The 18,147-nt window shown below is 71.5% G+C and carries 15 protein-coding genes; 1 reads left to right on the plus strand and 14 read right to left on the minus strand.

All coding sequences use genetic code 11. The annotated features are described in order from the left end of the window. The first annotated feature begins 120 nt into the window (after nt 1-120). Nucleotides 121-3,216, plus strand: a complete 3,096-nt coding sequence (ileS, locus tag KV097_RS09725) for an isoleucine--tRNA ligase (protein WP_220366010.1) — start codon at nt 121-123, stop codon at nt 3,214-3,216. Between the two features lie 80 nt (nt 3,217-3,296). Here ileS and KV097_RS09730 read toward each other — a convergent pair whose 3' ends face one another. The 14 genes from KV097_RS09730 to KV097_RS09795 all read right to left on the minus strand — a co-directional run bounded on the left by KV097_RS09730 (nt 3,297) and on the right by KV097_RS09795 (nt 18,139). Then, on the minus strand, nt 3,297-4,073 hold the full coding sequence (locus KV097_RS09730) for a DivIVA domain-containing protein (RefSeq protein WP_220344397.1): 777 nt from the start codon (nt 4,071-4,073) through the stop codon (nt 3,297-3,299). Between the two features lie 128 nt (nt 4,074-4,201). Further along, complete coding sequence (locus KV097_RS09735; RefSeq protein WP_220365765.1) at nt 4,202-4,495, minus strand: YggT family protein; 294 nt, start codon at nt 4,493-4,495, stop codon at nt 4,202-4,204. Between the two features lie 20 nt (nt 4,496-4,515). Beyond that, the gene (locus KV097_RS09740; RefSeq protein WP_220344395.1) at nt 4,516-5,016 is read right to left on the minus strand and encodes a cell division protein SepF; all 501 of its coding nucleotides are present in this window, start codon (nt 5,014-5,016) and stop codon (nt 4,516-4,518) included. A 74-nt stretch (nt 5,017-5,090) separates the two neighbouring features. After that, complete coding sequence (locus KV097_RS09745) at nt 5,091-5,816, minus strand: YggS family pyridoxal phosphate-dependent enzyme (protein ID WP_220365766.1); 726 nt, start codon at nt 5,814-5,816, stop codon at nt 5,091-5,093. A gap of 4 nt (nt 5,817-5,820) precedes the next feature. Next, nucleotides 5,821-6,564 (minus strand): polyphenol oxidase family protein, encoded by a 744-nt coding sequence (locus tag KV097_RS09750; protein WP_220365767.1) that lies wholly within the window; start codon nt 6,562-6,564, stop codon nt 5,821-5,823. Continuing rightward, nucleotides 6,565-7,827, minus strand: coding sequence for a cell division protein FtsZ (ftsZ, locus tag KV097_RS09755; RefSeq protein WP_220344739.1), 1,263 nt, complete (start codon nt 7,825-7,827; stop codon nt 6,565-6,567). 238 nt (nt 7,828-8,065) lie between these two features. Beyond that, entirely contained in the window at nt 8,066-8,779 is a 714-nt protein-coding gene (locus KV097_RS09760) for a cell division protein FtsQ/DivIB (protein WP_220344392.1), read from the minus strand. Further along, entirely contained in the window at nt 8,776-10,200 is a 1,425-nt protein-coding gene (murC, locus tag KV097_RS09765; protein ID WP_220365768.1) for a UDP-N-acetylmuramate--L-alanine ligase, read from the minus strand. Before murC ends, KV097_RS09760 begins: the two co-directional genes overlap by 4 nt. Beyond that, complete coding sequence (gene murG, locus KV097_RS09770) at nt 10,197-11,294, minus strand: undecaprenyldiphospho-muramoylpentapeptide beta-N-acetylglucosaminyltransferase (protein WP_220365769.1); 1,098 nt, start codon at nt 11,292-11,294, stop codon at nt 10,197-10,199. Before murG ends, murC begins: the two co-directional genes overlap by 4 nt. 3 nt (nt 11,295-11,297) lie before the next feature. Then, on the minus strand, nt 11,298-12,572 hold the full coding sequence (ftsW, locus tag KV097_RS09775; RefSeq protein WP_308289391.1) for a putative lipid II flippase FtsW: 1,275 nt from the start codon (nt 12,570-12,572) through the stop codon (nt 11,298-11,300). Between the two features lie 41 nt (nt 12,573-12,613). Further along, nucleotides 12,614-14,101 (minus strand): UDP-N-acetylmuramoyl-L-alanine--D-glutamate ligase, encoded by a 1,488-nt coding sequence (gene murD / locus KV097_RS09780; RefSeq protein WP_374106987.1) that lies wholly within the window; start codon nt 14,099-14,101, stop codon nt 12,614-12,616. Further along, a complete protein-coding gene (gene mraY / locus KV097_RS09785; RefSeq protein WP_220344388.1) occupies nt 14,083-15,147 on the minus strand; it encodes a phospho-N-acetylmuramoyl-pentapeptide-transferase in 1,065 nt (354 codons plus the stop codon). Before mraY ends, murD begins: the two co-directional genes overlap by 19 nt. Continuing rightward, nucleotides 15,144-16,586 (minus strand): UDP-N-acetylmuramoyl-tripeptide--D-alanyl-D-alanine ligase, encoded by a 1,443-nt coding sequence (murF, locus tag KV097_RS09790; protein WP_220365771.1) that lies wholly within the window; start codon nt 16,584-16,586, stop codon nt 15,144-15,146. The genes mraY and murF overlap by 4 nt, the downstream gene beginning before the upstream one ends. After that, entirely contained in the window at nt 16,583-18,139 is a 1,557-nt protein-coding gene (locus tag KV097_RS09795; protein WP_220365772.1) for a UDP-N-acetylmuramoyl-L-alanyl-D-glutamate--2,6-diaminopimelate ligase, read from the minus strand. The genes murF and KV097_RS09795 overlap by 4 nt, the downstream gene beginning before the upstream one ends. Nucleotides 18,140-18,147 lie beyond the last annotated feature (8 nt).

Here is an 18,147-nt window from a genome sequence, read left to right on the forward strand (position 1 = left end):
GGTGGTACCGCGGGGCCGAGCGCCTCGTCCCTTCGCCGAGCCGAAGCTTTCGTGACTTGTCGGAGGAAGACCGTGACCGCCGCGTACCCCGCTGTTCCCGCCCACGTGGACCTACCCGCCATGGAGCGCGACATGATCGCGCTCTGGGAGCGGGAAGGCACCTTCGAGACCTCGCTCGAACAGCGCGACGGCGCCCCGCGCTGGACGTTCTACGAGGGGCCTCCGACCGCCAACGGCACGCCGGGCGTTCACCACGTCGAGGCACGGGTCTTCAAGGACGTGTTCCCGCGGTTCCGCACGATGCAGGGCTACCTGGTCGAGCGCAAGGGCGGCTGGGACTGCCACGGCCTCCCCGTCGAGATCGCCGTCGAGAAGGAGCTCGGCTTCAACGGCAAGCCCGACATCGAAGCCTTCGGTGTCGCCGAGTTCAACGCGAAGTGCCGCGAGGCGGTGCTGCGCAACGTCGGCCTGTTCGAGCAGATGACCGAGCGGATGGGCTACTGGGTCGACACCGACAACCCGTACCGCACGATGGACACGCCGTACGTCGAGAGCGTCTGGTGGGCTCTGCAGCAGATCTTCGACAAAGGGCTGCTCGCGGAGGACTACCGCGTGGCGCCGTACTGTCCGCGATGCGGCACCGGCCTGAGCGACCATGAGGTCGCCCAGGGGTACGAGTCGGTCGTCGACCCGTCGGTCTACGTGCGCTTCCCTCTGACCTCTGGTCCCCTGGCCGGCGAGGCGTCGTTGCTGGTCTGGACGACCACGCCGTGGACGCTGGTGTCCAACGCGCTGGTCGCGGCCAAGGCCGACATCACGTACGTGGCGGTCAGCAACGGGCACGAGACGCTCGTCGTCGCCGAGCCCTTGGTCGAGACGGCGCTCGGCGAAGGATGGACGGTCGATGCGCGCTTCGAGGGCGCCGAGCTCGAGGGGTGGACGTATGCGCGCCCGTTCGACCTCGTCGACTGGCCCGACGACAACGCGCACTACGTGGTGACCGAGGACTACGTCACCACCGACGACGGCTCGGGCCTGGTCCACCAGGCGCCAGCGTTCGGCGCGGACGACTTCGCGTCCGGGAAGCGCAACGGCGTGGCGATGGTCAACCCGATCGACCCCACCGGCCACTTCGAGGACGGGCTGGACCTGGTCGGCGGCGCGTTCTTCAAGAAGGCCGACGCGATCCTGGTCGAGGACCTCGAGCGTCGAGGCCTGCTCTTCCGCCACCTCCCCTACGAGCACAGCTACCCGCACTGCTGGCGCTGCCACACGCCGCTGATGTACTACGCCTCCCCCGCCTGGTACGTCCGCACCACGGCAGCCAAGGACGCACTGCTGCGCGAGAACGAGGGCACCAGCTGGTTCCCGCAGACGATCAAGTGGGGCCGCTACGGCGACTGGCTGCAGAACAACGTCGACTGGTCCCTGTCGCGCAACCGCTACTGGGGCACCCCGCTGCCGATCTGGCGCAACGACGCCGATCCCGGCCGGCTGGTGTGCGTCGGGTCGCTCGCGGAGCTGTCGGAGCTCACCGGGCGCGACCTGTCCGACCTCGACCCGCACCGCCCGTACATCGACGACGTCACCTTCACGGTCGAGGGCGAGGAGGGCACCTACCGTCGAGTGCCGGAGGTCATCGACGCATGGTTCGACTCCGGGTCAATGCCCTTCGCGCAGTGGGGATACCCGCACCTGCCCGGCTCGGAGGAGAAGTTCCGCCAGGCCTTCCCCGCCCAGTACATCTGCGAGGCGATCGACCAGACGCGGGGATGGTTCTACTCGCTGATGGCCGTCTCGACCCTCGTCTTCGACCAGAACTCGTACGAGAACGTCGTCTGCCTGGGCCACATCCTCGCCGAGGACGGCCGCAAGATGTCCAAGCACCTGGGCAACATCCTGCTCCCCGTCCCCTTGATGGACGAGCACGGCGCCGACGCCGTCCGCTGGTTCATGGCCTGCTCCGGCTCGCCGTGGCAGGCCCGCCGTGTGGGGCACTCGGCGCTGCAGGAGATCGTGCGCAAGGTCCTGCTGACCTACTGGAACACCGTCGCCTTCCACGTCCTGTACGCGCGCACCGCCCACTGGTCGCCTGCCGACGGCGCACCGCCCGTCGCGGAGCGCCCGATCCTCGACCGCTGGCTGGTCTCGCGGACACAGGGCCTGGTCTCCGAGGTCACGACCTGCCTGGAGCGGTTCGACACCCAGCGCGCCGGCGCCCTCCTCTCGCAGTTCGTCGACGACCTGTCCAACTGGTACGTCCGCCGCTCCCGGCGCCGGTTCTGGAGCGGTGATCCTGCGGCGCTCGCGACCTTGCACGACACGCTCGACGTGCTCACGCGTCTGATGGCGCCGTTGGTCCCGTTCGTCACCGAGCGGGTCTGGCAGGACCTCGTCCGTGCGTCCGACCCCGATGCGCCGCCGTCGGTGCACCTGGCGTCGTGGCCCGTGGCCGACGAGTCGCTGGCGGTCAAGGGTCTGGACGAGCAGGTCGCGCTCGCGCGGCGGGTCACCGAGCTGGGACGTGCCGCACGCGCCGAGGCCAAGGTCCGGACGCGGCAGCCGCTTCGCCGTGCGCTGGTCCCCTCACGTGCGTGGGAGCAGCTCGGCGACGAGCTTCGGGCAGAGGTGTGCGACGAGCTCAACGTCGGCTCCCTGGAGTCTTTGGCGGCTGCGTCGGGTGACCTCGTGGAGCACTCGGCCAAGGGCAACTTCCGCAGCCTCGGCAAGCGGTTCGGCAAGCAGACGCCGAAGGTGGCCGGTGCTGTCGCAGAGGCCGACGCCGCCGAGCTCGCCGCAGCCGTCGCGGACGGCGGGTCGTACGCCCTGCAGGTGGACGGCGAGACGATCGAGGTGACGGCCGACGACGTCATCGTGTCGGAACGTCCTCGAGAGGGCTGGGCCGTCGTCAACGACCAGGGCGAGACCGTCGCGCTCGACCTGGACCTCGACGAGGACCTCCTCCGGGCCGGCACCGCACGCGAGGTCGTCCGCATGCTCCAGGAGGCGCGCAAGAACGCCGGTCTCGACCTCACCGACCGGATCCGCGTGACGTGGGCGGCCGAGGGAGAAACCGCGGAGGCGGTCCGGGCCCATGAGTCCACGATCGCGGACGAGGTCCTCGCGGTCGAGATCGCGCAAGGTCCGGCAGTCGTCGACGGACACGTGGCGACCGACGAGGACCTGGGGGTGACCGTCTCGCTGCGCAAGGCCTGAGCAGGTCGCCGACGTGCGAAGGCCCCCTCCGACCCGATGGTCGGAGGGGGCCTTCGAACGTGCGGTGAAGAGCCGGTGGCTCAGGAGCGCTCGTCGTCGCCGAACAGCGACTTGAGACGGCGCGGCGCGTGCTCCGGGGTGGGGGACCCGTGCACCGCCGCAGGCGTCGGGCTGCTGGTCGGCAGCGACGCCGCGACCGGCTGCTCGCCCTCGAGGTGCGAGAGCTGCGCCTGGAAGTAGCTCTTGAGGCGGCTGCGGTACTCGCGCTCGAAGGTGCGGAGCCGCTCGAGCTCGCGGTTGAGGTCGTCGCGCTCCTTCTCGATGTTGCCGAAGGCCTGCTGGCGGCGCTCGGCGGTCTCGGCGTCGAGCTTCTGGGCGCGCATCCGCGCCTCGCTCTCGAGCCGCTCCGCCTTGCCCCGAGCCTCGTTCTCGACCCGGTCGGCCTTGGTCCGGGCCTCACCCAGGATCCGGTCGGCCTCGTTCTTGGCGGCGTCGACGAGCTCGTCGGCGTTGTGCGTCGCGATCTCGAGGAGGCGGGCAGCGGCGCTGGAGGCGTCACCCACCGACGAGGAGGCCGGCGACTGCGCCTGGACCGGCATCGGAGCCGGCGGCGGCGGAGCCATCGGCGCCGGAGCCGGGGCGGGCGCGCGGAAGCTGTCGAACGACGAGGTCGACGAGCCGGAGCCGGACGAGGCGGAAGCGAGCTTGCTCCTCAGGTCCTCGTTCTCCAGGGTCAGACGCTCGAGCTCGGCCTCAACCTCGTCGAGGAACTGGTCGACCTCGCCCATGTCGTAGCCCTCACGAAGGCGGACCGGGGTAAATCGCTTGTTCCGCACGTCCTCTGGCGTCAACGGCATGGTTTCACCTCGGGGTCATGTTTCATCGGACAGTCCTGACAACGGTACTTGGTCGGGGAAGCCATCCCTGCGGCACCCCGTGGGGAACCACCTTAGTGCGACTCCCCCGCGGGAAAGAAGGCTCATGCTCAGCGGAAGAAGATCTGAGCGTTGATGATCTGGAGAAGGTAGAGGCCGATCAGCAGCACCATCGGCGACAGGTCGAGCGCCATCCCGCCGAAGCGGATCGGCGGGATCACGCGGCGCACCGCCCGCATCGGCGGATCGGTGACCGAGTAGATCGCCTCGCAGAACACGAGCACGAAGCCCTTGGGCTGCCACGAGCGTGACAGCACCTGGACCCAGTCGATGACGAAGCGGGCCAGCAGGAGCAGGATGCACGCCCACAGAACGAAGTTGATGACCTCACCGACGACGACCATGAACGACAGTGTGTCCTACGTCAGCTCTGGTTGAAGAACCCGCCCTGCGCGAGGCGCTGGCGATCCTCCGCAGTGACCGTCACATTGGGCGGCGAAAGAAGGAACACCTTGCTCGTGATCCGCTCGATCGACCCGTAGACGGCGAAGATGAGTCCGGCCGCGAAGTCGACGAGACGCTTGGCGTCGTTGTCGTCCATCTCGCTGAGGTTCATGATGACCGGGGTGCCCTCGCGGAAGTGCTCGCCGATGATCCGGGCCTCGTTGTAGGTCCGCGGGTGCAGCGTCGTGATCCTCGTGAACTCTGCCGGCGCGGGCACGACCGTCGGGGTCGACGCCGGTCGGCGCCGGTCGTCGATCCGGGCGACAGGCCGCGGCTCCGCCTCGCGCACGGCCGGGCCCGCCGGTCGGACGGGCCGACGCGCGGCCTCCGGCTCCGACTCGTAGTCGTCGTACTCGTCGTACTCGCCGGACTGCTCGACGAGGCCGAGGTACTCACCCATCTTGCGCATCGCGCCAGCCATCGCCTGACCTCCCTGAAAACCACGCTGCTTGCTCGAACTCATGAACCGGCGGTGTGCTCACCGTCGCCCTCAACCTACCGGAGCGGAGGGCGCTCTCCGAGCACCGAGCGCCCGATCCGTACGTGTGTCGCGCCGTGCTTGACAGCCACCTCCAGGTCACCGCTCATGCCCGCGGAGATCGCCGTCGCACGCGGGTACGCCGCCGCGACGCTGGCCGCCACCTCCGCGAGGCGCGCGAACGCGTCGTCGGGGTCGGCGTCGAGGGGGGCCACGGCCATCACGCCTTCGAGCCGCAGCGCCTCTGCCGCGTCGACCTGCGCGGCGAGCCCCAGGACGTCGCCGGGGGCGGCGCCGGCCCTCCCGGCGGGGTCGTCGTCGCGGCCCTCGAGGTTGACCTGGACGAGCACGCCGAGGGTACGGCCCGCCTGACGCGCTCCACGGTCGAGCGCATCGACGAGCCTGGGCCGGTCCACCGAGTGGACGACGTCGGCGTAGCGGGCCACCGCGGCAGCCTTGTTGGTCTGCAGGGCGCCCACGAAGTGCCACCGGAGGGCGGCGGCAGGATCGCCCGCCTCCTCCCGCTTGCGGGCCGCCTCCGGGTGGCGGTTCTCGCCGACGTCGGTGACCCCCAGGTCGGCGAGGAGCGCGACGTCGGAGGCAGGGTAGGTCTTGGTGACCACGATCAGGGTGATCTCGTCCGGTGCGCGACCGGCCATGGCGGCCGCGGTCTCGATGCGGTCGCGGACCGCACGGAGGCTGCGGGCGAGCTCGTCACGGCGTGCGTCGTGGGTGTCGGTCACGCGCTCAGCCTCGCACGCGGACGAGCGCGGCGAGCCGGCCGGAGCGCTCACCCTGGCGCCGGTAGGAGAAGAAGTCCTTCTCCCCCTCGATCGTGCACATCGGGTGGTGGTCGGCGAGGTCGACGACGTCGACGTCCGCGGCACGGAGCTGGCCGGCGACACCGGCCGCCAGGTCCAGGGCAGGCGTGCCGCTCCGGGTCTGTGCCCACGTGCCGGTGACCTGGCGTGCAACCTCGTCACGCATCGCCTCCGGGACCTCGTAGCAGTGCCCGCACGCACGAGGTCCCAGCCACGCCGTGATCCGCTCGGCACCCAGGGCACGCATCGCCTCGACCGCGGCACCGGCGACGTCGAGGACGACGCCCTTGCGCCCGGCGTGGACGACCGAGGCGACCGCGTTCTCGTCGTCGACGAGCACGACAGGAAGGCAGTCGGCCACCCGGACGACGAGCACCGCGCCCGGCACAGCTGTCACCAGCGCGTCGGCAGCGGCGCGCGGGGCGGTCGGGTCGTCGTCGGCCGTCACGACACGGACACCACGGCCGTGCACCTGGCGTACGAGATGCGTCCGGTCAGGGTCCCCACCGAAGGCCTCGACGGCGTCTCGAAGGTTGCGCGCGACTGTGGCCTCGTCGTCGCCGTTGCTCGCCCCCAGGTTCAGCGAGGCCCAGGGACCCGTGCTGTGACCGTCGTGACGGTCGGTGAACGCGAGGTCGGCGCGGGAGAGGGTCTCGTGGAAGGCGAACACTTACTTCAGGAAGTCGGGGATATCGAGGTCGTCCTCGAAGGGATCGACAGCCTGACGCTTCGGGGTCGACGGCCGAGCCCCGTTGCCTGAGCCGGTCGCCGGACCCGTGACAGGGGACGGGCCGCGCGAGGCACGGGACTCGGTGGTCGGGGTGGTGCTGTCGCCGGCCTGGCTGCGCACCCCCACGGGGACACGGTCGCCGCGGCTGGCCGTCTCCGCCGGCGCTGCCGGTGCGGCGGGCGGCTCCTTGGTCACGGGCCGGGCCGGCGCTGTGTCGCGGCGCAGGGCTGGACGTGACGCGTCGCGTCGTTTGGGCGTGCCTCCGTCGAAGCCTGCGGCGATGACGGTGACACGCACCTCGTCGCCGAGGGCGTCGTCGATCACGGCACCGAAGATGATGTTGGCCTCGGCGTGAGCTGCCTCGCTGACGAGCGCCGCGGCCTCGTTGATCTCGAAGAGGCCGAGGTCGGACCCGCCGGCGATCGAGAGCAGCACGCCGTGCGCACCGTCGATCGACGCCTCGAGCAGAGGGCTGGAGACGGCCATCTCCGCGGCCGCCACCGCGCGGTCGTCTCCCCGAGCGGACCCTATTCCCATCAACGCTGAGCCGGCATCAGACATCACGGACTTGACGTCGGCGAAGTCGAGGTTGATCAGGCCCGGCGTCGTGATCAGGTCGGTGATGCCCGAGACGCCCTGGAGGAGGACCTGGTCGGCCTGCTTGAACGCGTCGAGCATGGTGACGTTGCGGTCGCTGATCGACAGCAGCCGGTCGTTCGGGATGACGATCAGCGTGTCGACCTCCTCCCGCAGCCCTTCGATGCCGTCATCGGCCTGGTTGGCGCGGCGTCGACCCTCGAAGGAGAACGGGCGGGTGACGACGCCGATCGTGAGGGCGCCCAGCGAGCGGGCGATGCGGGCGACCACCGGCGCACCGCCGGTGCCCGTGCCGCCTCCCTCACCTGCGGTGACGAACACCATGTCGGCGCCCTTGAGCACCTCTTCGATGTCGTCCGCGTGGTCGTCGGCCGCCTGTCGCCCGGTGTCGGGGTTGGCGCCGGCGCCGAGGCCGCGGGTGAGCTCGCGACCGATGTCGAGCTTGACGTCGGCGTCGCTCATCAGCAACGCCTGGGCGTCGGTGTTGATCGCGATGAACTCGACTCCCTTGAGGCCGGCCTCGATCATCCGGTTGACCGCGTTGACGCCACCTCCGCCGATGCCGACGACCTTGATCACGGCCAGGTAGTTCTGAGCTGCCACGATGGTGCCCCTCACGTGCTTGTGTGTCCGAGTCTTCACGAGGCACCGCAGTCCGGTGTCGGCGCCACAGGCTCCGAGCGGTGAGCCCAGAACCCTAACCCTCAAGTTCAGGGTTATAGTTATGTCAACCTCGTGTCTGTGCATGAACCTACGTGCTCGACCGCGCCGCTCTGCGCCGACACGCCGCCGGTCCCGCCGCTCCTCGTCGAGATGTCACCCACAGAGCGTGCTCGGAGGTCGGTCACGGCCGGATGGTCGGCCGTTCAGGTGCACGGACGTCGTACGCGCTGGCCTTCTGGGGCAGCAGCGCCGAGAGGACCTGGGCCTTCAGACCGGCATGGTCGGCGCTCCCCCAGGCGACCTCGGCACCGTCCCGCAGCTCGAGCGTGATCCCGTCCCGACTGCTCACCCGGACCTCACGGACCCTCCGGGCGAGGTCTCGGTCCATCGCGCGGACGGCGTCGGCCGCCTCCTTCAGCGCCTCCGCCCTGGGCCCCGACCCCGAGGCGAGGACGACCCGCGGCAGCCGGCGCGGCGTCTTGCCGGCAGGGGGATAGACGACTCCGTCGCGATCGAGCAGGCGTACGTCGTCGCCGGACAGGCGTGCCACAGGAGTCCGCTCGGTGACCTCGACGACGACCGAGCGCGGCCACCGGCGGCTGACGTCGACGGTCGCCACCTGCGGGATCTGCTCGACACGTTCGCGCACGGCCTCCACGTCGAGGCGCGCGAGGGGACGGCCCTCCACGACGTCGGCGCGTGCGCGGACCACGCTCGGCGACACGGTGGTCGCCCCACGGACCTGGACGGAGTGGGCACCCAGGACGGACGTCTCGAGGGTGACCCACGCGCCGGCGCCGATCACGGCGAGCGCGGCCGCCACGAGGAGGTACGGACGCAGCCGCCCGAGCCGCGCCCGCCAGCGCCGCCCTGCGAACCGGTCCGTGACGGTCACGAGCCCGCTGCCCTCTCCCGCAGACGCGCGACGAGCCGGGGTCCGACGGTCGTGATGTCACCGGCGCCGAGCAGGAGGACGAGGTCACCCTCCGCCGCGAGGTCGGCCAGCTGGGCGTCCAGCGTCTCGAGGTCGGCGCCCGCGTGGACGTCCTCCGGCGGGAGGGACACCGCCTCCCGAACGAGGGCCGAGGTCACGTCGGGGTCGGCGTCCTCGCGGGCGAGATAGACGTCGGTCACGACGACGACGTCGGCCGCGCTGAGCGCCTCCCCCATCGCCGTGCCGAAGATTCGGGTCCGGCTGACGAGGTGGGGCTGGAACGCCACGACGACCCGCCCGTCACCCGCGAGTGCCCGCGCCGCCTGGAGGTCACCGGCGATCTCGACCGGGTGGTGGGCGTAGGAGTCGTACACCGTCACGCCGGCACCCTCGCCGATCCGCTCCATCCGCCGGCTCGCGCCGGTGTAGGCCGCGAGACCGGCTGCGGCGTCGGCGAACGACGCGCCGCACTCGAGCGCGGCGCCGAGCGCTCCGAGAGCGTCGACGACGTAGTGCTCCCCCGGGACCTGCAACCTGACCCGCCCGAGCGACTCCCCCCGGCGGACCACGGCGAACGAGGTGCCTCCACCCTCCGTCACCAGGTCGGTGCCGCGCAGCTCCGCCGACTCGCCGAGACCGGCGCGCAGGACCCGCAGCCCACGTCCCTCGGCACGGGCCTCCAGCGCCGCAGCACCGGGATCGTCGACGCAGAGCACGAGGAACCCGTCAGGCGAGACGCGGTCGACGAACCGCGCGAAGGCCTGCTCGTACGCCTCCGGCGTACCCCAGACGTCGAGGTGGTCGGCGTCGACGTTGGTGACCACGGCGGCGTACGGCTCGTAGACGAGGAAGGCGCCGTCGCTCTCGTCGGCCTCCGCGACGAACCAGCGACCCGTGCCGGCGTGCGCGTTGGTCCCGAGCGAGGCGACCGGCGCCCCGATCGCGTACGAGGGGTCGAGCCCGGCGTGCACCAGCGCGCTCGCCAGCATCGACGTCGTCGTCGTCTTGCCGTGGGTGCCGGCCACCGCCACCACGTCGTGCCCGACCATCACCGACTGCAGACCCGCGGACCGTGGATACAGCCGCAGGCCGCGTGCCAGGGCCGCCACGATCTCCGGGTTGTCGGCGCGGACCGCGGTCGTCGCGATGACGGTGTCGGCCTCACCGAGGTTGTCGGCCGCCTGTCCCACCGTCACTGTCGCCCCGTCACGCTCGAGCGCCCTGAGGAGGTCCGAGTCGGCCGCATCGCTGCCCTGCACGGTGATGCCCCGCTCGAGCATGATGCGCGCGATCGCCGACAGGCCGGCGCCGCCGATGCCGACGAGGTGGACCACGCCGAGCCGTTCGGCCGCGTCGATCTGCTCCGGGACCTCGATCTTCATCCCTGCGCCGCCTCACCGGCAGCCTCGAGCACGATCCTGGCCAGCACCTCGTCGGCGTCACGGGGCATCAGGTGCGACGCCGCCGTGGACATCCGCGTCAGCCGGTCGGGATCGCGCAGCAGCGACACGACCGCGGTCGCCACCCACTCGGGCGTCAGCGCCGCGTCGTCGACGAGGATGCCGCCGCCGGCGCCGACGACCGGGTGTGCGTTGAGCGCCTGCTCGCCGTTGCCGATCGGCAGCGGGACGAAGATCGCGGGCAGTCCCACGGCTGCCACCTCGGCGACCGTATTGGCCCCCGACCGGCAGACGATCGCGTCAGCAGCGGCGTAGGCCAGGTCGATGCGGTCGATGAACGGGAGGGTGACGTACGGCGGCTCGCCCGGTCCACGCTCGACCTGCGCCTCCTCGACGCGGCCTGCGGCGTGCAAGACCTGCACGCCGGCAGCGGCGAGCTCGTCGGCGGCGCCCGACACGGCCTCGTTGATGCGCCGTGCGCCCTGCGATCCGCCCGTCACGAGCAACGTCGGGAGCTCGGGATCGAGCCCGAACGCACGGCGGGCCTCGGCGCGCTCGGCGCCCCGGTCCAGACGCGCGATCTGCTCGCGCATCGGCAGGCCGATGTAGCGCGAGCTCGGCAGGGGCGTCTCGGGGAAGCTGGTGAAGACACGCGAGGTGAACCGCGCTCCGAGCTTGTTGGCGACGCCGGGGAGGGCGTTCTGCTCGTGGACGACGATCGGCACCTTGCGCTTGCGGGCGACGAGGTAGGCAGGGACCGACACGTAGCCGCCGAACCCGACGACGACGTCCGGACGCACCCGGTCGAAGACCTCACCGGTCGCCTTGACGGTCCCGGCGAGCCGGCCGGGAACCCGGAGCAGGTCGGCTCCCACGCTGCGTGGGAGCGGCACCGCCGGGACCAGCTCGAGGGGGTAGCCCGCCTGCGGGACCAGCGTCACCTCCAGCCCTCTGGGGGTCCCCAGTGCCGTGATCTCCGCCTCGGGGGTGAGCCTGCGGACCGCAGCAGCGGTGGCCAGCAGGGGTGAGATGTGGCCGGCGGTGCCTCCGCCGGCCAGCAGGACGCGTGGCGCCACCGATCATCCTTCCTCGCGGACGATGCGTCCGACAGGTCGTGGGGCAGGTTTGATGGGGTCGTGCAGCGGCACCGTACCGCTCGCGCCGCGCCCCCGAGCACGGCGGCGTCGGTGCGCCCGCAGCGCCGTCTGCGCACCAGGCTCGTTGCGCGCGAAGTTGGCGAGCATCCCGAGCGCGACCACGGTCGGGACGAGTGCGGAACCACCGTAGGAGATGAGCGGCAGAGGGATGCCGATGACCGGCAGCATGCCGAGCACCATCCCGATGTTGACGATCGTCTGGACCATCAGCCAGACGGTGATCCCGGCGGCCGCGAGGCGGCAGAACGGGTCGCGCGCCCGTCGCGCGATGCGGAAGCCGACGTAGGCCAGAAGGCCGAAGAGCAGCAGCACGCTGAGGGCTCCCACCAAGCCGAGCTCCTCGCCGATCACGGCGAACACGAAGTCGGTGTGGGCTCCCGGCAGCGAGCCCCACTTCTGCCGGCTATATCCGAGCCCTACCCCAAACCACTGGCCGGTCGCGAGCCCCATCAGTCCGTGGGCGGCCTGGTAGCCGCTGTTCTGGGCGTCGGCGAAGGGATCGGTGAACGAGGTGATGCGCTGCAGACGCTCTGCGCTGGAGCGCACGAACACCAGGACCACGGCACCGATGCCGAGGAGCGAGACCAGGAAGAGGCGTCCCGGAAGTCCGGCGACGAAGAGCAGGCCCAGAATGATCGCGAAGAGCACGAGCGCCGTACCGAGGTCGCGCTGCAGCACGACGAGCATCGCGACGAACCCCGTCACCGGCAGCATCGGCAGGAGGACGTGCTTCGGCTGGTGCAGCAGGCGCTGCTTGCGGGCGAAGAGGTCGGCCGTCCACAGCACGATCGCGAGCTTCGCGACCTCCGACGGCTGGATGAGGAACGGGCCTCCGAAGTCGAGCCAGTTCTGGTTGCCACGCACCTCCTCGCCCAGCGGGGTGAAGGTCAGGCCGAGCAGCACCAGGGCCAGCAGCAGCAACGGGTAGACGCACCATCGCATCGCGCGCAGCGGCATCTTCCACGCCACCAGGCCCAGCACGAGGGCCGCCACGAGGAAACCTCCCTGGCGGGCGGCGATGGCGTAGGGACTTCCGTTGTTGAGCTGGGAGGTGACCGAGCTGGCGCTGAGCACCATCACCATGCCGAAGCCGATGAGCAGGCCGGCGACCGCCAGCACGAGGTAGTAGGAGGTCAGGGGCTTCTCGAGGGTGTCGCGCAACGTCGCGACCCACGTGTGCCTGCCCGACCTCGCCACCGGTCGCCTCCCGCTCGTGTGCTCGTCGGGCGGCGGCGGTCTCACCGTCGCGTCGCCGCGTGCCTGGCCACGGCTGCGGCGAAGGAGTCGCCTCGCTCCGCGTAGCTCGTGAACTGGTCCAAGGACGCGCACCCCGGGGCGAGCAGCACCGTGTCGCCGGGCCGGGCGAACCGCACTGCCGCGTCCACGACGCGATCCATGAGCACATCCTTGCCCGCATCGACCTCGACGACCGGCACCTCCGGCGCGTGTCGCCGCAACGCGTCCCGGATCACGGCGCGGTCGGCGCCGATCAGCACCGCCGCCCGCAGCCGAGAGCCCGTGCGCTCGACGAGACCGTCGAACGTCGTGCCCTTGGCCTGTCCGCCGGCCACCCAGACGACCGAGGGGTACGCGAGGAGCGACCCGATCGCCGCGTGCGGGTTGGTGGCCTTGGAGTCGTCGACGAACGTGACGCCGTCGACCTCCGCGACCTGCTGGATCCGGTGGGCTCCGGGCTGGTAGGCCCGCAGCCCGTCGCGCACGGCGACAGGCGGCACCCCGTGGGCACGGGCGAGCGCGGCGGCCGCCAGTGCGTTGGCGACCACGTGAGGCGCGGGCGGCTCTCCCGCGGGACCGGCGAGGTCACCCAGCGTGGCAAGCTCTGCGGCGCTGGTCGTGCGCTCGGGGACGAAGGCGCGGTCGGCGAGCACGTCGTCGACCATGCCGACCATCCCGACCGACGGCACGCCGAGGGTGAACCCGATCGCGCGCGCGCCTTCCTGCACGTCGGCGTCGCGCACCAGACGCTCGGTGGCCGGGTCGTCGACGTTGTAGACGCACGCCCGCTCCACGTGCTCGTAGATCCTGCCCTTGTCACGGGCGTAGTCGGCCGGGCCACCGTGCCAGTCGAGGTGGTCGTCGGCGACGTTGAGCACGGCCGACGCCTCGCAGGCCAGGGATCGGGCGAAGTGCAGCTGGAAGCTCGACAGCTCCACGGCCAGCACGTCGTAGCCTGCGGGGTCCATCACCGCCTCGGTCACCGGGACCCCGATGTTGCCCACGGCGGGCGCACGGAGCCCGGCGGCAGCGAGGATCGACTCGAGCATCTGGACGGTGGTGGTCTTGCCGTTGGTGCCGGTGACCGCGAGCCAGGGTGCCGCGCCCGGTTCGCGCAACCGCCACGCGAGCTCGGGCTCGGACCAGACCGCGACGTCGCGGGCCTGCGCCGCCTCGGCGACGATCGGCGTGCGAGGTGGCAGTCCCGGGAACGGAACGAGGAGAGCGGCCCCGGCGGGCAGGGTCGCGGTCGCACCCGGACCCAGCCGCACCTCCGCCCCGAGCACCTCGAGGATGCCCGCCCGCTCGCGCAGGAGGTCGCCCTCGCCGTCGTCGAGGATGGTGACGCGCGCACCGACCTGCACCAGGGCGTCCGCGGCGGCGTAGCCGCTGGCGCCCAGGCCGGCGACGACGGCGTGCACCCCCTCCCACGAGTCGTGCCGTCCGAGGTGGTCCACAGAGGGCTCGGCGGTCACAGTCCGCTGACCCACTCGGAGTAGAAGATGCCCAGGCCGAGCGCTACGAAGAGCCCGCTGATGATCCAGAACCGGACGACGATGGTGATCTCGGCCCACCCCATCAGCTCGAAGTGGTGCTGCAGCGGCGCCATCCTGAACAGCCGCTTGCCCCCCGACATCTTGAACCACCCGACCTGGAGGATCACCGACAGCGTGATGATGACGAACAGGCCGCCGAGGACCAGGAGGAGGACCTCCGTACGGGTCATGATCGCGAAGCCGGCCATCGCGCCGCCCAGCGACAGCGACCCGGTGTCGCCCATGAAGATCTTGGCCGGTGAGGCGTTCCACCACAGGAAACCGAAGCAGGCGCCGGTGAGGGCGGCCGCGACCACGGCGAGGTCGAGCGGGTCTCGGACGTCGTAGCACTTGGGGCCGGGGTTGAAGGCGCACGACTGGTTGCTCTGCCAGAGGTTGATCAGCATGTAGGCGCCGAAGACCATCACGGACGCTCCGGTCGCGAGACCGTCGAGACCGTCGGTGAGGTTGACCGCGTTGCTGGTGCCCCAGATCATCACGAGCACCCAGATGACGATCAGCGCGGCGGGGACGGTCCACCCGGGGATGTCACGGATGAACGAGATGCCCTCGGAGATCGGGGTCCGACCGTTCGCGTCGGGGAAGCTGAGCGCGAGCAGGGCGAAGCTGAGCGCGACGAGCGCCTGCCCCGCCAGCTTTGCCTTGGACCGAAGACCGAGGCTGCGCTGCTTGATCACCTTGATGTAGTCGTCCAGGAACCCGACCAGCCCGAGCCCGACGAAGAGGTAGAGCAGCAGGACCGCTGAGGCCGACGGCACGCTCCCCGTGATCAGCTTGGCCAGCGCGTAGGCCAGGACGACCGAGATGATGATCACCAGGCCGCCCATGGTCGGCGTCCCGCGCTTGGTGTGGTGCGAGGTAGGACCGTCGTCGCGGATCAGCTGCCCGTAGCCCTTGCGGACGAGCAGACGGATCGCCAGCGGTGTGCCGAGCAACGTGCCGATCAGCCCGAAACCGCTGGCGATCAGAATGGCCCTCATCGACCGTCGTTCCCTTCGTCGTCGCGTCCTCCGCCGTCCTCGGGCTCGGTGCCCGCGACTCGTTCGTGCTGCGCCGGTGGCGAGAGCAGCGCGTCAGCCACCCGCTCCAGACCACTCGCGCGAGAGGCCTTCACCAGCACGATGTCACCCGGGCCGGCGTACGTCCGCAGCCACGCGACGGCGTCGTTGACGTCGTCGACGGCGACGGACGGAGCGCCGGCGGCGAGCACCGCCTCGTGGATCGGGCGTGCGCCCGACCCGACGGCGACCACGTGGGTGACACCGAGGTCCGCGGCGAGACTACCAACGTCGGAGTGGGCACGGTGAGACGCATCGCCGAGCTCGAGCATCTCTCCGAGGACGGCCACGACCCTCCCCTCGCCCCGCATCGCCGCCACCGCGCTCAGCGCGGCTGCCGTCGACTCCGGGTTGGCGTTGTAGGCGTCGTTGACGACCACGAGGCCGTCGTCGCGCACGAGGCGCTCCATCCGCCAGGCCGAGCGCGTCGTGGCCGCACCGAGGGCGTCGCTCACGGTCGGAAGGTCCATGCCGACCGCGAGTGCCACCGCGGCCGCCGCAGCAGCGTTGGAGGCCTGGTGAGCACCGAGCAGCGGGACGTGGACCCCGACGCTCTCGTCACCGGCGACCAGCCGGAAGCGAGGCTCGCCGTCGGGTCCGACGGCGAGGTCGCGCACCGCCACGTCGGCGCCGTCGGACATGCCGTAGGTCACCACCCGCGCCCTCGTGCGTGTCGACATCGCCGCGACGGTCGCGTCGTCGGCGTTGAGCACCGCCACACCCTGCGGAGGGAGCGCTTCCACGAGCTCGCCCTTCGTGCGCGCGATCGTCTCCACCGACCCGAACTCACCCAGGTGGGCCGACCCGACGCTGAGGACGGCGCCGACGTCCGGGCGGGCGATCGCACACAGCTCGGCGATGTTGCCCAGCGCTCGCGCCCCCATCTCGACGACGAGGAACCGGGTGTCGGGGTCGGCGCGCAGCACGGTGAGCGGCACCCCCAGCTCGTTGTTGTAGTTGCCTGCGGTGGCCACGGTCGTCCCCGCACGGGTGAGGACCTGCGCCAGCAGGTCCTTCACACTGGTCTTGCCCTGCGACCCGGTCACCCCTATGACCGTGCAGCCGTCCAGCCGGTCGCGCACGTCGGCCGCGAGCGTGCCGAGCGCTCGGGTCACGTCGTCGACGACCACGCAGGGGCCGTCGACCCGGCGCTCGCCGAGGACGGCGGCGGCACCCGCCCGCAGCGCCGCGGGCGCGTATTCATGACCGTCGACGTGCTCGCCCCGGACGGCGACGAAGAGCCCTCCGGACGCGACGTCGCGCGAGTCGAGCGTGGCGGGGCCGGTGACGACCACGTCGTCGGAGTCGTAGGCCGTACCGCCGACGAGGTCGGCGACGCGGGCGAGCGAGGTCGCGATCACCCGTCTCTCCTCTCCCGGTCACGCAGCGCCTCGGCGACGACCTCGCGGTCGTCGAACCGGTGCACGACGTCGCCCACGACCTGTCCGCTCTCGTCGCCCTTGCCCGCCACGACGACCGTGTCGCCGGGCCGGGCGTCGGCGACGGCGTGGGCGATGGCCGCCCGTCGGTCGCCGATCTCGACCAGCGTCGCGGTGGCCCCGCGGAGGATGGCGTCCTGCGCCCCGGCCAGGATCGCGGCCCGGACCGCGGCCGGCTCTTCCGTGCGCGGGTTGTCGTCGGTGACCACCACCACGTCGGCGAGCTCAGCAGCGACGGCGCCCATCAGCGGGCGCTTGCCGGGGTCGCGGTCGCCGCCGGCGCCGACCACGACCAGCAGCCGCCCGGGGCCCAGCCCACGCAGGGACGCCAGCACCGCTCGGAGGGCGTCGGGCTTGTGCGCGTAGTCGACCAGGGCGACGAAGTCCTGACCCACGTCGACGGGCTCCATCCTGCCCGGCACGCCGGTGCAGGCGGCGATCCCGGCCAGCGCGTCGTCGACCGCACGGCCAGTCGCGGTGACGGCTGCGAGGACGGCGAGCGCGTTGGCGACGTTGAAGCGGCCCGGCAGGCCGACGACGAGCGTCTTCTCCTGACCGTCCGGTCCGACGACCTCTGCGGTCGAACCGGAGGGGGTGCTCTCCAACGACGCGACCCGCCAGTCGGCCTCCTCGCGCCCGTCCACCGAGACCGTGGTCACCGGGAGGGCGGTCTCCGCGGCCAGCCGACGGCCGTACGGGTCGTCCACGTCGACGACGGCGTGGCCGGCGTGCTCGGGAGTGAACAAAGACGCCTTGGCCGCGAAGTAGTCCTCGACGTCGGCGTGGAAGTCGAGGTGGTCGCGGCCCAGGTTGAGAAAGACCGCGACGTCGTAGACGACACCGTCGACGCGGTGCAGCGCGAGGGCGTGGCTGGAGACCTCCATCACGACCGCGTCGGCCCCGTGGTCGCGCATCACCGCGAAGAGCGCGTGCAGCGCCGGGGCCTCGGGAGTCGTCAGCGCCGAGCTGACCGGACGGTCCTCCAGGAAGGCGCCGGTCGTGCCGATCACGCCCACACGGTCGCCGCACGCCCGCAGCGCAGATGCCATCAGGAAGGCACTGGTCGTCTTGCCCTGCGTGCCCGTGATCCCGATCGTCGTCACGCTCTCGGCAGGCCAGCCGTAGACGTGCGCAGCGACGCGACCGAGCACCTCTCGGGGGTCGTCTAAGCGGAGGACGGGCACGTCCACGCCGGCCTCGGAGAGAAGGTCGGCACCTGGCCCGTCGGTGAGCACGGCCACGGCGCCGGACGCCACGGCGTCCGCGGCGAAGCGCGCCCCGTGGGTTCGCATCCCCGGGAGCGCGGCGTAGAGGTCGCCGTCCCGCACGTCGCGCGACGACAGGGTGACACCGGTGACGACGCCTCCCGTACCGCCGACGAGGGTGGCGCCGACAGCCTCGGCGAGATCATCGAGAGCGACCGGGACCACCGAGGGCGGTCGCGTGTCGAGAGGGGTGAGAGGCTCAGAAGACATCGCAGCCG

The sequence above is a fragment of the Mumia sp. zg.B17 genome (genome assembly GCF_019550915.1).
Lineage (GTDB): Bacteria > Actinomycetota > Actinomycetes > Propionibacteriales > Nocardioidaceae > Mumia.

Bases quoted from the DNA above. Each gene is read 5' to 3' on its own strand.
- KV097_RS09795 (WP_220365772.1), bottom strand. From the start codon at position 18,139: ATGTCTTCTGAGCCTCTCACCCCTCTCGACACGCGACCGCCCTCGGTG.
- ileS (WP_220366010.1), top strand. From the start codon at position 121: ATGGAGCGCGACATGATCGCGCTCTGGGAGCGGGAAGGCACCTTCGAG.
- mraY (WP_220344388.1), bottom strand. From the start codon at position 15,147: ATGAGGGCCATTCTGATCGCCAGCGGTTTCGGGCTGATCGGCACGTTG.
- murC (WP_220365768.1), bottom strand. From the start codon at position 10,200: ATGAAGATCGAGGTCCCGGAGCAGATCGACGCGGCCGAACGGCTCGGC.
- KV097_RS09740 (WP_220344395.1), bottom strand. From the start codon at position 5,016: ATGGCTGGCGCGATGCGCAAGATGGGTGAGTACCTCGGCCTCGTCGAG.
- KV097_RS09730 (WP_220344397.1), bottom strand. From the start codon at position 4,073: ATGCCGTTGACGCCAGAGGACGTGCGGAACAAGCGATTTACCCCGGTC.
- KV097_RS09735 (WP_220365765.1), bottom strand. From the start codon at position 4,495: ATGGTCGTCGTCGGTGAGGTCATCAACTTCGTTCTGTGGGCGTGCATC.